This is a genomic window from Nocardioides sp. Bht2 (assembly GCF_047308515.1).
Lineage (GTDB): Bacteria > Actinomycetota > Actinomycetes > Propionibacteriales > Nocardioidaceae > Nocardioides.
The window spans coordinates 48,276-62,377 of record NZ_JBLBWI010000007.1 but is presented as its reverse complement, the minus strand read 5'-3'; the positions used below and the strand labels follow the sequence as shown (position 1 = coordinate 62,377).

The window sequence follows — 14,102 nt, the reverse complement described above, 5'->3', positions numbered from 1 at the left end:
CCTCATTGGTTGTGCTGTGTGACGTGGGATGTGGCGTCGCGGGACGCGGTGCGCGGGTGACGGCGTCGGCCCGCGCAGGGGTGAGGACGAGGGCCGGTCAGCGCTGCACCGCCGTCCACTCGAGGTACTCCTCAAGACCGATCCGGCCGAGCTCGCGCCCGAGGCCGGACTCCTTCCAACCGCCGAACGGGGCTTCGGGGTTGAATGCCGCACCGTTGAGATCGACCTGTCCGGTCTCCAGACGGCGGGCGAGGGCCAGCGCCCGGTCCTCGGACCCGGCCCAGACGGCTCCGGCCAGTCCGTACCGGGTGCCGTTGGCGATCCGGACCGCTTCGTCCTCGTCGGTGTAGGGATGGACGACCAACACCGGTCCGAAGATCTCCTCCTGGCTGGCCGGGTCGTCGGGGGACAGGTCGGCGAGGATCGTCGGGGCGAGGTAGTGGCCGGTGCCGAGCTCTGCTGGCTTCGTACCGCCGGTCACCAGCCGGGCACCACGCTCGACGGCGCTGTCGACCATCGCGCTGACCTGCTCCCACTGGTTCCGGCTCACCAGCGGACCGACCTGGGTGGTTTCGTCCGTCGGATCTCCGACAACCAAGGAGGCCGCGTGCGCCCCGGCGATCTGCACGGCTTCGTCGTAGCGCTCGGCCGGGACCAGCAGCCGCGTCCAGGCGCTGCAGGTCTGGCCGGCGTTCAACATCGCCGACTCCACGGTGCTGCGGACCGCCGTCTCGAGGTCGGCGTCGGCGCAGACCAGGCTGGCCGACTTCCCACCGAGCTCCAGGCAGACCTTCGCCAGCCGCCCGGCTGCTGCGGCTCCGACCGCGCGGCCGACCTTCGTCGAACCGGTGAAGGAGACCAGGTCGACGCCGTCATGGTCTGCCAGCGCGGCACCGATCTCGGCACCGATGCCCGGCAGTAGGTTGAAGACGCCGGCCGGCAGGCCGGCCTCCTCGACCGCCTCCGCGAAGAGGTAGGCCGACAACGGGGTCAGCTCGGCCGGCTTCAGCACGACCGTGCAGCCTGCCGCCAACGCCGGAGCGACCTTGGCCGTCAGTTGGTAGAACGGGTAGTTCCACGGAGTGATGCAGGCGGCGACGCCGACCGGGCGTTGGAACAGCAGGGAGTTCCCGACCTCGCTCTCGAACCGGTGGGCACGCAGATTCCGGATCGCGGAGACGACCAGCTCGATACCGAGATCGACGTGCCACGCGGTGGCGTCGGCGACGGGCGTGCCGACCTCGGCCACGGTCACGTCGATCAGCTCACGACGTCGGCCGCGCAAGGCGTCGACGAGGCGGTCGAGTGCCGTGGCGCGCTGCTCCAGGGGCAGGGATCCCCAAGCAGGCAAGGCGTCCCGTGCTGCCGCGACAGCCTGATCGACCTGGGCGACGGTGGCACGACCCGAGGTTCCGATCACCTGCGTGGTGGCCGGGTTCTCGACGTCGATGGTCTCGGTCGTCGGCAGCCAACGGCCGCCGATCAACACGGTCTCGTACTTCATCACGCCTCCCCGGTGGCGCGGCTGCGCTCACGGACGTGGATCAACGTCGGACGGTCGGCGTGGAACGCCTTGTCGACCGCGGCGGCGACCTCGGCGGCACTCTGCGCCCGGACCCCGAGGCAACCCAACGACTGCGCCAACATCACGAAGTCCGGGCTGCCCAGGGCCACTGCATGGATCGGTTCGTCCCGGTCGTCCATCTCGTTCCGGATCTCGCCGTAGCCACCGTTGTCGACGACGACGATGGGGAGCGCCAGCCCGAGCTCGGCTGCGGTCGCCAACTCCGCCACCGAGAACATCAGGCCGCCGTCGCCGTGCAGGACGACGACTGCCGTCTCCGGGTTGGCGACCTTGGCGCCGATCCCCGCCGGAAGCCCGTAGCCCAACGTGCCTGCCCCGGTCGGGTAGAGGAAGGAGTGGGGCCGGTCGAGCGGCAGGTTGGACAGCGCGCCGTAGTAGGCGGCCATCGCGTTGTCGGCGGCGATGATCGCGTCCCGGGGCACCACGTCGGCGAGTGCGTCGACGAGCTCGATCCAGGCAGCGCCCTCCTCCCTGGCCTGCGCCCGGTGCGCGGTTCGCGCCGTCGGCACCAGGGCGGACGGTTCCTTGCGCTGCACACGATCGGCCAGTGCCGCGAGCGCTGCGGCCGCGTCGGCGACCAGGGCGACGTCCGGCACCACGTTGGTGCTGATCGCGGTGGCGTCGACGTCGATCCGGACCACCTTGCCGGCCAGCTCGGGAAGCCCGCCCCACCAGTCGGAGGGCGCGAACTCGGTACCGAGGGCCAGCACCACGTCCACGGCCTCACAGAGTTCGCGGGCGGCAGCGTGCTGCAGTCCGGCCCCGACGAAGAGCGGGTGGCCGGTAGGCAGCGCGCCCTTGCCGTTGGCGGTGGTCAGCACCCCTGCACCCAACAGTTCGGCGACGGCGGCCAGTTCGGTCGCGGCGGCGAAGGTCCCGCCACCAGCCACGATGGCGACCGTCTCGGCTGCGTCGATGCGGGCGACTGCGCGGTCGAGGGCTGCCTGATCCGGGTGCAGGGTTCCGGGCCGGGCAGGAAGAACCGGGGCGACCTCGGCCACCTCGTCGAGCAGGTCGAGGGGGATCTCGAGGTGGACCGGGCGGGGGCGTCCCGTCGTCATCACCGCAAACGCCTGCTGCACCGCCAACGGGATCTCAGCGACCGAGGTGACCCGCAGGCTGGTGCCCAGCACCGCTGCCATCGCGGCGCTCTGGTCGATGATCTCGTGCAACAACCCGTTGCCGTGGGCCGGGTGCTGGGACGGCATGCCCGGCGAGATGAAGAGCACCGGCACCGAGTCGGAGTAGGCCTGCGCGGCCGCCGCGGCGGCGTTGAGAATGGCGGGACCGGTGGTGGTCAGCGCTACACCCACGCGTCCGGTGCTCCGGGCGTAGCCATCGGCTGCGTATCCGGCACCCTGCTCGTGGCGGGGGAGCACGTGCGCGACCCGGTGCTCGGCCAACGCCGCGTAGACCGCGAGGTTGTGGGTGCCGGGGATGCCGAAGACCGTCTCGACGCCGTGCGCGACGAGCCCCTCGACCAGTGCCTGGCCACCGGTACGGGCGGTCATGACGCCGTCCCGTCAGCCAGCGGCAGGACCAGCGCATCGACGGCGAGGGCGCCGCCGGGTGCGACCCGCACCGGGTTGATCTCCAGGTCGGTGATCTCCGGGCTTCCGGCGACGATCTCCGAGACCGAGACGACCAGGTCGATCAGGGCGTCCGCGTCGGCAGCCGGAGCGCCGCGCCAACCGTCGAGGAGGGCCTTGGAGCGGAGTCGACCCACCATCGCACGGGCGGTCTCCCGGTCGACCGGGGCGAGTTCGACGTGCACGTCACGCCACAGCTCGGCCTGGACGCCGCCGAGGCCGACCGTCACCGTCGGACCGAAGTCACGGTCGACGCGGCCGCCGATCAGCATCTCGATGACCCCGTCGCGGGTGTCCTGCTCCTCGATGACGTAGTCACCGGGGCCGAGGCGCCGCACCATGTCGTCGTAGGCGGCCTCGGCGTCGGCCAAGGAACGTAGGCCGATCCGGATACCGCCGTGCTCGCTCTTGTGCTCCAGCCAGCCTGCCTTGAGGACCAGCGGAGCCTGGAGGGCCCTCACCGCCTCAGCGAGCTCCGCGCGGTCGGTGATCCGGTGGGCGGCCGGCAGCGGAACTCCCATCGTGAGCAGACGCTGGTGGGCCTGCCAGTAACCGGGGACGCGAGGCATCGGCGCGGCGTCCGGAGTAGTCAGGGAGCGGCCCGGAGCCTCCGCCAACTGCGCTGCGCGGGCCAGCGCGCCGAGTGCGAGCTCGACGCCTTCATAGGCGGGGATGTGGTGCTCCCACATCCGTTCCACGGCAGGGGAGGAGTCACTCATGCTGTGCACGACCAGCGGCACGTGGCTGGCCTCCGAGAGCTTGCCGAGGCGGTCCACCACGGCCAGCTCGTCGTCGGCGATCGAGGGGGTGTCCTCGCCGTAGCAGCCGAGGTACCCGGTCATCAGCACGGCGTCCACCTCGCCTGAGCCGGCGAGCAGTTCGGTGATCGACGCGTAGACCTCGAGGTCGGCCTCACCGGCGCCGGCCAGGTCGACAGGGTTCGCCAGGGCGGCCCCGGCAGGAAGCATCCGGGCCAGCTGGGTTTGCAACTCCGGGGAGAAGACCGGCGTGCTGAGCCCCAGGCCGGCAGCGACGTCCGCAGCGATCCCGCCTTGGCCGCCGCTGTCGCTGACCACCGCGATCCGGCGCCCCTGGGGGAGGTCGGCGGCGTCCAGGTAGCGGGCGGTCGCGACCAGTTCGGACGGGGTGCTGACCCGCAGCGCCCCGGCGGCGCGGCAGGCCGCGTCGACGACGTCGAGGGTCGAGGTCATCGAGCCGGTGTGGGACTGGGCGAGCCGCTTGCTTCCCTCGCTCGCACCGGTGGTGAGGATCAGGGTCGGCTTTCCGGCAGCGCGGAGCGCGCGCAGCGCCCGGACCAGACGGGCACCGTCGGCGAAGCTCTCGAGATAGAGCGCGACGGCGCTGGTCTGCTGGTCGTCGACGAGACCCTCTAACAGGTCGGCGGCGTTGAGGTCCAGTTGGTTGCCCACCGAGTAGAAGCGGGAGACACCCAGGCCCTGGCGGGCGCCGAGGTTGGCGATCTCCGAGCCGAGTTGGCCGCTCTGCGACACGATCGCCAGACGTCCGGGGGTGAAGTGTCCCCAGGCAAGCTGGAGATCGGTCGACGCGTCGTACATGCCGAGGCTGTTGGGGCCGAGCATCCGGGCATCGTGCTGCTGGAGCAGGAGGGCGAGTTCGTCCTGATCGCCTACGCCTGCGGTGATGGCCAGGAAGGCACGGGTGCCCCGGGCGAGCGCCTCGGTCACCACCGAGAGGACGTGACCGGCGGGGACGCAAAGCACCAGGAGGTCCGGGGTTCCGGGCAGGTCACTCACCGAGCGATAGGTGGGCTCGCCCAGAAGGTCGTCTCCGCTGCGGTTGACCAGCCAGACGTCGCGCCGTGCCTTGCCCTTGAGGGCTCCGAGGGCGAGCCAGTGGCCCCACTTGGTCTGGTCGGCGCTGGCACCGACGACGGCGACCGAGGTGGGATCGATGAATGCTTCAGGCAAGGACACGGGAGTCCTCCACGTTCCAGGAGAGGATGACCTTGGCGCCGGCGGCGATGCCGTCGTCGCCGCGAGGGACGGGGGTGCGGGCGACCAGCACGTCGCCGCCGAGGGTCCGGGCGTGCACGCTGCGGTCGCTGCCGAGGTAGACGCAGTCCTCGACGATCGCTTCGACGCTGTTGCGCTCCGCCGGGGCGGGAAGCCCGATCGGCTGCACGGACAGGCGTTCGGGACGCACCATCAGTGCGGTTCCGTCGGCCGGGCTGTCGGGCAGCAGGACGTACTCGGCGTTGTTGGCGGCGTCGTGGAAACGACCGTGCGCAACGGCGCCGTTGAAGATGTTCGAGACGCCGATGAACTCCGCCGCGTAGCGGCTCGACGGGGTCTCGTAGAGCTCCGTGGGGGTGCCGAGCTGGACGATCCTGCCGGACTCGAGGAGGGCGATCCGGTCGGACATGGTCAACGCCTCCTCCTGATCGTGGGTGACGAAGACGAAGGTGATGCCCATCTCCTTGTGCAGGCGACGGATCTCCAGTTGCAACTGCTCGCGCAGCATCTTGTCGAGCGCGCCGAGCGGCTCGTCCATCAGCAGCACCCGCGGCTTGAAGACGACGGCCCGGGCAAGCGCCACGCGCTGTTGCTGCCCGCCGGAGAGTTGGCTGGGGCGGCGCTTGCCGAGGTGACCCATCTCGACCATCTCGAGTGCCTCGTCGACGAGCGCGGGGATCTCCTTGCGGGGGAACCCGTTACGACGCAGGCCGTAGGCGACGTTGTCGAAGACGGTCATGTGGGGGAAGAGGGCGTAGTGCTGGAACACCATGCCGAGGCCGCGCTTGTGGGCGGGCACGGTCGTCAGGTCACGACCGTCGACCTTGACCTGGCCGCCGTCGGCCTTGATGAACCCGGCGATGATGTTGAGCAGGGTCGACTTGCCGGAGCCACTGGCGCCGAGCAGGGTGATGAACTCGCCGGCTCGGATGTCGAGGGAGATGTCGTCGAGGATCGTCGCCGGCCCGTAGACCTTGCGGACCTGCTCGACATGGATCGAGGCACCGGGCTGAGTCCCGGGCGTCGCGGAAGCGATGTTGGTCATGGTGGACACCTGTGTTCTAGAGGGCGATGCGACGGCGTCGGCCGACGAGACGTTGGGTGAGGCGGATCAGCCCCATCAGGGCGAAGCTGGCGAGGATCACCAGGAGGGCGAGCGTCGAGATCGCCGCCAACGTGGGGTCGATCTGGACCCGGATGCCGGACCACATCTTCACGGGCAGGGTGGTCATCGTCGGGCCGGACATGAAGATCGCCACGACGACCTCGTCCCAGCTGGTGATGAAGGCGAAGAGTGCGCCGGCCAGCATGTTGGGCAGGATCGCGGGGAGGGTCACCCGGAAGAAGGTGGAGATCGGGCCGGCTCCGAGGTTCATCGACGCCATCTCCAGACGACGGTCGACGGCGACGAGTCCGGCGCAGACGTTGATCATCACGTAGGGCACGCCGAGGCAGGTGTGCACCAGCACGAAGCCCAGGGTGGTCTCGGTGAGACCAGCCTCCAGGAAGGCGACGTAGACGGCCAGACCGACGATCACGTAGGGCACGATCAGGGGGGCCAGCATGACCACCAGGACGCCGCGGCGGAACGGGAAGCGTCCGCGGACCAGGGCGAGCGCGGCGGCGGTGCCGAGCACGACACTGAGAGCAGCGGAGAGGCCGGCCACCCGGAGGCTGGCCACGGCGGACTCCAGCCAGGTCGGGTCGTCCCGCAGTGCCTCGTACCACTTCCAGGAGAAGCCTTCGGGCGGGAAGGTCATGAAGGAGCTTTCGCCGACCGACATCGGGAAGATGATCAGGATGGGCAACAGCACGTAGGCAGCGACGGCGACGGCCAGCAGGACCAGGCCGGTGCGGGTCAGGATTCTGGTCATGAGCGCCCCATCAGCATGCGTTCGAGGTCCATGAACCGGCTGGCGATCGCGAGCAGGGCGAAGGTCGTCGTCAGCAGCAGGACGGCGAGTGCGGCGGCGAAGCCGAACTGGAGCACGGTGCTCACCTGTTGCACGATCAACTCACCGATCATGGTGTTCTTGGGTCCGCCCAGGAGCGAGGGAGTGATGTAGTAGCCCAGCGCCTGGATGAAGGTGAGCAGCAGGCCGGCCGCGACGCCGGGCATGCTCAGCGGTACGAAGACCCGCCAGAAGGCTCCGGACGGGCGATCGCCGAGGCCTTGCGCCGCTTCGGTGAGCCGCGGGTCGATGTTGCGCATCGTGGCGTACATGGGGAGCACCGCGAACGGGAGTGCCACCTGGACCATGCCGAACATGACGCCCTTCATCGAGCGCATGATCGAGAGCGGCTCCTGGATGACGCCGATATCCATCGCGATCGTGTTGATCACGCCGGTGTCGCGCAGCAGCAGGACGAGCGCGAAGCTGCGGACCAGGACGCTGGTCCAGAACGGCACCAGGATCAGCAGGATCAGCAGGTTGCGCCAGGCGGGCCGGCTGATCGTCATCAGGTACGCGTAGGGGTAGGCCAGCAGCATCGTCACCGCGGTGACGGTCAACGCGATCACGAACGTGTTGACCAGGACCTTCACATAGATCGAGGCGGAGAAGATCTCGCGATAGTTGTCGAGGCTCAGCGTCGGATCGGTGAAGCTCTTCGCGATCATGAATCCGAGCGGAGCCACGAAGAAGACAAGCAGGAAGACCAGCAGGGGAAGGATCAACAGGCCCCAACCGTCGAAGGCGAGGTAGGCCCGGACCCGGGAGAGGGCGCCGTCGCCGGCGGATCCTCTCCGCGGGCGGTGCAGGGTCATGCTGGTCATTCGGCGATCCAGGTGTTGAAGCGCTTGGTGACCTCGGTGTAGTTCTTCGCCCAGTAGGAGTAGTCGATCAGGCCGGCGGACTGGTCGACGACGTTGTCACTCGGGGCGACGTCGTCGCGGATCTCTGCGGGGACCAGGTCGATGGCGTCCTTGGAGGCGGGGCCGAAACCGGACGCCTCGGCGTCGGTGGCCTGCGCCTGCGGGTTCTCGAGGAACCAGACCATCCAGTCCTCGGCCAGCTCGACGTTGTCGTAGCCCTTGGGGATCACCACGTGGTCGTAGGAGACGAGGTTCTCGCCGTACTCGTTGGCGACGGGCTCACCGGATGCGGCGGCCTGGGAGACGCGGCCGTTCCAGGCCTGGACCAGGGGCGCCTCGCCGCTGGCGAGAAGCTGTACCTGCTGGTCTCCGGTGCCGTACCAGACGATGTCCTTCTTGATCGTGTCGAGCTTCTTGAAGGCCCGGTCGAGATCGAGGGGGTAGAGGTCCTGAGGGGCGACGCCGTCGGCGAGCAGGGCCGCCTCGAAGATGCCGCCGGTGACGTACTTCCAGAAGCCACGCTTGCCCGGGAACTGCTTGGTGTCGAAGAACTCCGCCCAGGTGGTCGGGTGGGCCTTGGCGAACTTGTCGGTGTTGTAGGCGATGCTGAACGTGTACTGGAGGATGGGGATCGCGCAGTCGTTCATCTGGGCCGGGTCGATGCCGCCCTTCTCCGCTGCGTCGAGCACCCGCTGCGGGAGCTTCTCCAGCTTGCCGGCGGCACAGGCCGACTCCGAGTAGTTCGGCTCGACCTCGACCAGGCCCCAGCTGACCTTGCCGGACTTCACCTGGGCGTCGATCTTCGCGTAGTCGGTGGGGGAGTCCTGGCGGATGGTGACGCCGGCATCCTTCGCCCAGGGAGTGAAGTAGGAGCTGACATGCGCCTTCTGACCGGCACCGCCCCACATCGTCACCGTCACGGACTTGCTGTCCTCGCTGGAGCTGCAAGCCGACACCGACACGACGAGAGCCGCAGTGGACAGAGCGGCGATTGCCTTGGCACGCATCGTTTCTCCTAAGTTGACTGATGGATCAGTTATTAATGAAAGCGTGACGGCCGTCACGCGTCAAGGGGTCGGTCGAAGAATTTTTCTGCGAGCGCTCACCTACCACTGAGTGGCCGCGAAGGAATGCAGAACGCCCCTGGGGCCACAGGGGCGCCAGGGGCGTGGGCGACGAGAGGTCGCGGGGGAGCTACGGCTCCCAGAGGTCCAAGGTGACCGCTGCGACCCTGCCCTCGTCGTCGAGGAAGAGATCGATCGAGAACCAGAGCAGGCAGGTGCTGCGGGAGTGGGCGGAGGGCTGCACCGAGACCCGGTGGAGGCTCGCCAGGGTCGGGGGTACGCGGCGTGGGTTGCCGACGCAGTCGGCGCTCGCGCCGTCGGTCAGTTCGAAGGCTGCGCGAGGACCGTCGACCGTTGCTGAGCCCATGTCCTCGGCGTGGTGCCGGATCAGCCGCAGCGCGCTGAACGGGCCGAGGTAGCCGCGGAACTCCTGGGTATCGAGCAGCCAGCTCTGGTCGTCGTGTAAGGCAGGGCCCGGACGCTCGATGACGAGCTCGGAGCCGAGTCCGAGCCGGACCTCGGGGGTGAACCTCAGCGTGGAGCCGGGATCGTCGGACGGGTCGAGAGCGAAGCCGACGAACCTTTCGGCGACCGCGGTGCCAACGGCGGTCTCGCCTGCTGCAGCCAGCAACCCTGACGTCATGTCTCCGCCTCCTTCCGGCCCGCTCCGTGCGGAGGGTGCCGTCAGTGAGACGCGCCAGTAGCCGATCCGGTTGCCATCAAGGCGAAAGTCCGTGCTCAGCCCTCGTGGGAGTGGTCCTCCTCCAGCCCGGCTTCGTGAACATGGGCGTGCGAGTGGGTGACGCCGTCATGGGTGTGCTCGTGCTCGTGCTCGACGTGGCTGTGCTCATGCGTCGTGTGGGCGTGGGTGTGTTCGGTCTCGCCGTGGGTGTGGGCGTGGGTGTGGGTCTCCATACCGCCACGCTAGGCACCTGCGACGGCCGGCGCAGCATGCTGCAGCGACGAGTTACCTGCGAACCGTCCGCAGCAGCGGGAGGCGTGCGGCAGTGGCCGATCAGGAGGGAGTGAAGGGCCAGGTCTCCATGACCCGGCCGTCCAGAGTGGTCTGCAGCCAACCTGTCTCGTCGAACCGGTTGGTCACCCAGATGCTGATCACCGGGACGTCGTCGCTGGCATCGAATTTCACGTCGATCCAGTTGAGCGTCGCCTCCGAGACCTCCAACGTCTGCAGGGCGGAGTCCAGGTTGCGGAAGAGGGCGGGGACGTCGATGTCGCGGGTGTCGAAGAGCGGCATGTCCCGGCCACTCTCCTTCTCCGGCTCGCGCGCACTGACTCCGCTGCTCTTGTAGTAGGACCAGTCCTCGGTGCGCGGCTGGGTTCCCTTCAGCGGGCGGGTGAAGGAGAACGAGTCCGGCCGGAGGGCGAGTTCGGTCAGGTAGGGCGCGTCGAACTGGTTGTGGATCACCTCGAAGAGGAGTTCGACCTTCTCCGCATTCACCTCCCAGGGCTCCAGCGAGGGAACTTTCCCTTCGCGTTGGTTGGCCGGCTGCCCGCTGCGCAACTCGTCCTTGACCTTGCTCCACATCACCACGAACGAGTTCGAGTGCGTGACGAGTTCGTCCTGCTCCGGGCTGCTGGTGCTGGAGAAACTGGCACTGTCGTTGTCTGCCAAGGCAGCGATGACGAACGGGGCGGCGATCACGGCGGTGACGGCGAGCCCGGCCAGCAGGTAGCGGCGCGGCGGCGTCGCGACGGCGGCAGCCCGAACCGTCTGCACGACTCCTGGACGGAACTGCTCGGGCGCGTTCTGGAGGTCGCGGACCAACGGACGCAGGTCGTCCAGTTCAACGGCGCTGAGGGCGGCGGCGACCCGTTGCTCACGCTCGTCGGCGGTGAGTTGGCCGTCGACGAAAGCCGCCTCGAGTGCTTCGACGACCTCGTTCCGGTCGGCATCGCGAGCGCGCATCGTGTCCTCCCGAGTAGTCGATCGACGCGAGAAGATTATGCGATGGCACCCGGTGCCTCGGCACAGGTAGCCTGCGGAAGGTGATCGCCGAACTCTCCCTCCCGATCCAGACCGAGCGCCTGGTTCTCCGCCGGTACCGACCGGACGACGCTGAAGCGGTGTGGGCCTATCGCAGCGATCCGGAGGTGGTCCGGTACGTGCCGCACGGTCCGTGGACCCGCGAGGAGGCGGTCACCAAGGTCGCCGACTGGGCCGAGAACCGGTGGCAGCTCACCCGGGACAACGGTCTGGCTCTGGCGGTCGAGTTCGAGGGCCAGGTCGTCGGTGATCTGGTCCTGATGGCCGCGGACGAGACGCTGCAACGCTTGGAGATCGGCTGGTGTTTCAACCCGGCGTTCCACGGCCGTGGGTTCGCCCTCGAAGGCGCGACGGCGATGCTCGACGTCGCCTTCGACGTCTACCGGGCGCAACGGGTCTTCGCCCAGCTCGACCCACGCAACGGGGCGTCGGCGAAGCTCTGCTCCCGGTTGGGCATGGTCCGTGAGGCGGACCTGCGCAACGACTGGAAGGAGGACGACGGCTGGAGCGGCAACAGCATCTACGGAATGCTGGACAGTGACCCCCGGCCACGCGGCGAACGGGTGCCGGTGTCGAGCGAGAAGCGGCCGCCGCTGGACTTCATGGCCGGCGAGCGGGTCGCCCTCGACCAATGGTTGGACTTCTACCGGGATGCCTTGCTGCGTAAGGTCTCCGGGCTCAGCGCCGCCGAGTTGGTCCAGGTCAGCACACCGCCGTCGACGTTGACGCTGGCGGGCTTGGTGCGGCACCTGACCTTCGTCGAGCAGTACTGGTTCACCAGCGTGGTGGGCGGGTTGAGCGAGACGCCGCACTACAAGGACGCCGTCAACGCCGACGCCGATTTCGACGGCGTCAGTGCGGATACCGCCCTGGCTGAGATCGCCTTGTACCGCAGCGAGTTGCGCCGGGTTCGCGAGATCGCGGCGGCGGTCACCGACTTGGATGCCGCGCTGCCGGGGCTTCGCCGCGGCCAGCCGATCAACCTGCGGTGGGTGTTGATCCACATGATCGAGGAGTACGCCCGCCACCTCGGCCATGCCGACCTGCTCCGCCAACGGATCGACGGCACCACCGGCTACTGATCCCGAAGACGGAGCGCGCCGCCTACGCTGAGATCCATGACGTTCGAGTTTGACCGCGCGACCGCGGTGACCGAGACCGACCGCACGGATACCGGTGCCCGGTTCGTGGCCGACCTTGACGGCGGGTGGGGAGTCGGGCCCGCCCTCAACGGCGGCTACCTGATGGCGACGGCGGCGCGCGCGCTGCGGGAGACGGTCCCCGAGCTGCCTGACCCGATCGCCTTCTCCGCCTACTTCCTCTCGGCCGGCACCGCTGGGAAGGCGGAGATCGAGACCAGGATCATCCGGCGCGGCGGGACCAGCGCCAACGTTGCCGTCGACCTGACCCAGGACGGTGCGCCGCGGATCACCGCGCTAGCGAGCTACGGCGACCTCGCCGCACTGCCCAGCGGAGTCCGGACCACCGCGCAGCCGCCTCAGTTGCCCAGCGTGGAGGAGTGTCTCTCCACCCGGTTGGCGCCTGCGGAGATGCGGAAGGTGGCCACGATGATGGACCGATCGGACCTCCGCCTCGATCCGGCCTACGCGGGCTGGGCGGTCGGTGCGCCGAGTGGTGAAGGCGTGATCCAGGGCTGGATCAGGTTGCCGGACGGCCGGGAGCCGGACGCGCTCTCCCTGCTCTGGATGCTCGATGCGCTCCCGCCGGTGACCTTCGACCTCGGCATTCCCGGCTGGGCCCCGACGCTGGAGCTCAGCGCCCACATCCGCGCCGTGCCGGCCCCGGGCTGGTTGGCGATCCGGCACGCGACCCGCAACGTGGCCGGCGGCATGTTCGAAGAGGACTGCGAGCTCTGGGACTCCACCGGGCGCCTGGTCGCGCAGAGCCGCCAGCTCGCCCGGCTGCCTCGCTGACGTCGGTTCGGCGCGGCAGGTTCAGCTGAACCAGTCGCGCCGCATCGAGAAGACCCAGCGCCGGTAGGGGTGTTCGGTCACCGACCAGAGTTCATCGTGCTCGGGCCAGTGGACGACGTCTTCGGGGCCGATCGGAGTGACCAGGTGCCGGGCCCGGAGCGCGCCGGCCCGGCCCGCGTGGACGGTTCCTGGCCACAGCGGGCCGTTGGAGGTGGTCACGTACCAGTCGTCGTCGGTGATCGTGACGCCCTGCATCCGTTGGATCCCCAGATCGTGCAGGGCGACAGGATGGGCGTTCTGCTCGGCATCGGTGCGCAGCTCCCAGGAGCCCGGTTCGAGGGCGTATCTGGCGACCCGGGTGCTCTGGGTGCCACGGCCGTACTCACCGGCGATCAACGACGGGCCGTCGACACCGTGGGCCGTGGAGAGGAACGAGTACCGCAGCTTCTCGCCCTCGCCGACGGTCTCGCCGCGATGCCACTCGCGGACCGGCAACAGGTAGCGGTGACCGAACCCCGCCACCTGCTGCTCAGTCGCCTCGATCCGGTTCTGGTCGCCAGCGCCGAGGTGGTCGGGGATCCGGACGATGTCGTCGAGGTGGCAGGTCGCGAAGCCGCGCCCGGTGGCCGCGACATGCAGGTAGTCGCCGCACCAGGCGATGCCTCCGGCGTGCACGCGGAGGGGATTCAGCGTCAGGACGCCGTCGCGGTAACTCGGTGCCACCAGCAGCACGTGCCGGTACCGCAAGGTCTCCAGGTCGAGCACGCTGATCCGGGAACCGTGGGTGACCTCGGCGATCTTCTTCGAGTACCACGAGGTCAACACGATCCGCCGCGACGCGAGGTCGGTATCCGCCGCGTCCGCGGAGGTGGTGATGCCTTGGGGCCACCAGCGCGGATCGGCGGTGTCGACGGCGTCCCAGGCGTAGGCGCTGTCGACGGCACGCCCCAGCAGCCCGGGGAAGCGGACCCGGCGTGCCGTCCGGTTGAGGTCGGCGAGCACCCCGCGCAGACCGACCCGCGGCGTGCGGGCGGCCAGTGCCTCGGCCCCGGACGGGTCCCGGTCCCGGCGCAGCCGGACGAAGCTCGGGTCCCGCTCCGGCCAACTCACCATCGT

Annotated in this window: 13 protein-coding genes; 2 read left to right on the top strand and 11 right to left on the bottom strand. The window is 69.1% G+C overall.

Features of this window, described 5'->3' with window-relative positions; all coding sequences use genetic code 11:
* Window positions 1–97: 97 nt before the first annotated feature.
* The 10 genes from ACLM5J_RS11225 to ACLM5J_RS11180 all read right to left on the bottom strand — a co-directional run bounded on the left by ACLM5J_RS11225 (window position 98) and on the right by ACLM5J_RS11180 (window position 10,974).
* Window positions 98–1,504: an aldehyde dehydrogenase family protein gene (locus tag ACLM5J_RS11225; RefSeq protein WP_413656494.1), complete on the bottom strand. Its 1,407-nt coding sequence runs from the start codon at window positions 1,502–1,504 to the stop codon at window positions 98–100.
* Window positions 1,504–3,096 (bottom strand): thiamine pyrophosphate-binding protein, encoded by a 1,593-nt coding sequence (locus ACLM5J_RS11220; protein ID WP_413656493.1) that lies wholly within the window; start codon window positions 3,094–3,096, stop codon window positions 1,504–1,506. Before ACLM5J_RS11220 ends, ACLM5J_RS11225 begins: the two co-directional genes overlap by 1 nt.
* A complete protein-coding gene (locus ACLM5J_RS11215; RefSeq protein ID WP_413656492.1) occupies window positions 3,093–5,129 on the bottom strand; it encodes an acetate--CoA ligase family protein in 2,037 nt (678 codons plus the stop codon). Before ACLM5J_RS11215 ends, ACLM5J_RS11220 begins: the two co-directional genes overlap by 4 nt.
* On the bottom strand, window positions 5,116–6,213 hold the full coding sequence (locus ACLM5J_RS11210; RefSeq protein ID WP_413656491.1) for an ABC transporter ATP-binding protein: 1,098 nt from the start codon (window positions 6,211–6,213) through the stop codon (window positions 5,116–5,118). Before ACLM5J_RS11210 ends, ACLM5J_RS11215 begins: the two co-directional genes overlap by 14 nt.
* 16 nt (window positions 6,214–6,229) lie before the next feature.
* A complete protein-coding gene (locus ACLM5J_RS11205) occupies window positions 6,230–7,042 on the bottom strand; it encodes an ABC transporter permease (protein WP_413656490.1) in 813 nt (270 codons plus the stop codon).
* Window positions 7,039–7,944, bottom strand: coding sequence for an ABC transporter permease (locus ACLM5J_RS11200; RefSeq protein WP_413656489.1), 906 nt, complete (start codon window positions 7,942–7,944; stop codon window positions 7,039–7,041). The genes ACLM5J_RS11205 and ACLM5J_RS11200 overlap by 4 nt, the downstream gene beginning before the upstream one ends.
* Window positions 7,941–8,990: an ABC transporter substrate-binding protein gene (locus ACLM5J_RS11195; protein WP_413656488.1), complete on the bottom strand. Its 1,050-nt coding sequence runs from the start codon at window positions 8,988–8,990 to the stop codon at window positions 7,941–7,943. Before ACLM5J_RS11195 ends, ACLM5J_RS11200 begins: the two co-directional genes overlap by 4 nt.
* A gap of 187 nt (window positions 8,991–9,177) precedes the next feature.
* Window positions 9,178–9,690 carry a hypothetical protein gene (locus ACLM5J_RS11190; protein WP_413656487.1) on the bottom strand — a complete coding sequence of 171 codons (513 nt, stop codon included), beginning with the start codon at window positions 9,688–9,690 and terminating at the stop codon, window positions 9,178–9,180.
* A 95-nt stretch (window positions 9,691–9,785) separates the two neighbouring features.
* On the bottom strand, window positions 9,786–9,962 hold the full coding sequence (locus ACLM5J_RS11185; protein ID WP_413656486.1) for a hypothetical protein: 177 nt from the start codon (window positions 9,960–9,962) through the stop codon (window positions 9,786–9,788).
* 100 nt (window positions 9,963–10,062) lie between these two features.
* Window positions 10,063–10,974 carry a DUF1707 SHOCT-like domain-containing protein gene (locus ACLM5J_RS11180; RefSeq protein WP_413656485.1) on the bottom strand — a complete coding sequence of 304 codons (912 nt, stop codon included), beginning with the start codon at window positions 10,972–10,974 and terminating at the stop codon, window positions 10,063–10,065.
* A gap of 80 nt (window positions 10,975–11,054) precedes the next feature.
* On the opposite strand from ACLM5J_RS11180, the gene ACLM5J_RS11175 reads away from it, so the two are divergent.
* Window positions 11,055–12,134, top strand: a complete 1,080-nt coding sequence (locus ACLM5J_RS11175; RefSeq protein ID WP_413656484.1) for a GNAT family N-acetyltransferase — start codon at window positions 11,055–11,057, stop codon at window positions 12,132–12,134.
* Window positions 12,135–12,170: 36 nt separating this feature from the next.
* Complete coding sequence (locus tag ACLM5J_RS11170; RefSeq protein ID WP_413656483.1) at window positions 12,171–12,986, top strand: thioesterase family protein; 816 nt, start codon at window positions 12,171–12,173, stop codon at window positions 12,984–12,986.
* Between the two features lie 21 nt (window positions 12,987–13,007).
* Here ACLM5J_RS11170 and ACLM5J_RS11165 read toward each other — a convergent pair whose 3' ends face one another.
* The gene (locus ACLM5J_RS11165) at window positions 13,008–14,099 is read right to left on the bottom strand and encodes a hypothetical protein (RefSeq protein WP_413656482.1); all 1,092 of its coding nucleotides are present in this window, start codon (window positions 14,097–14,099) and stop codon (window positions 13,008–13,010) included.
* Window positions 14,100–14,102 lie beyond the last annotated feature (3 nt).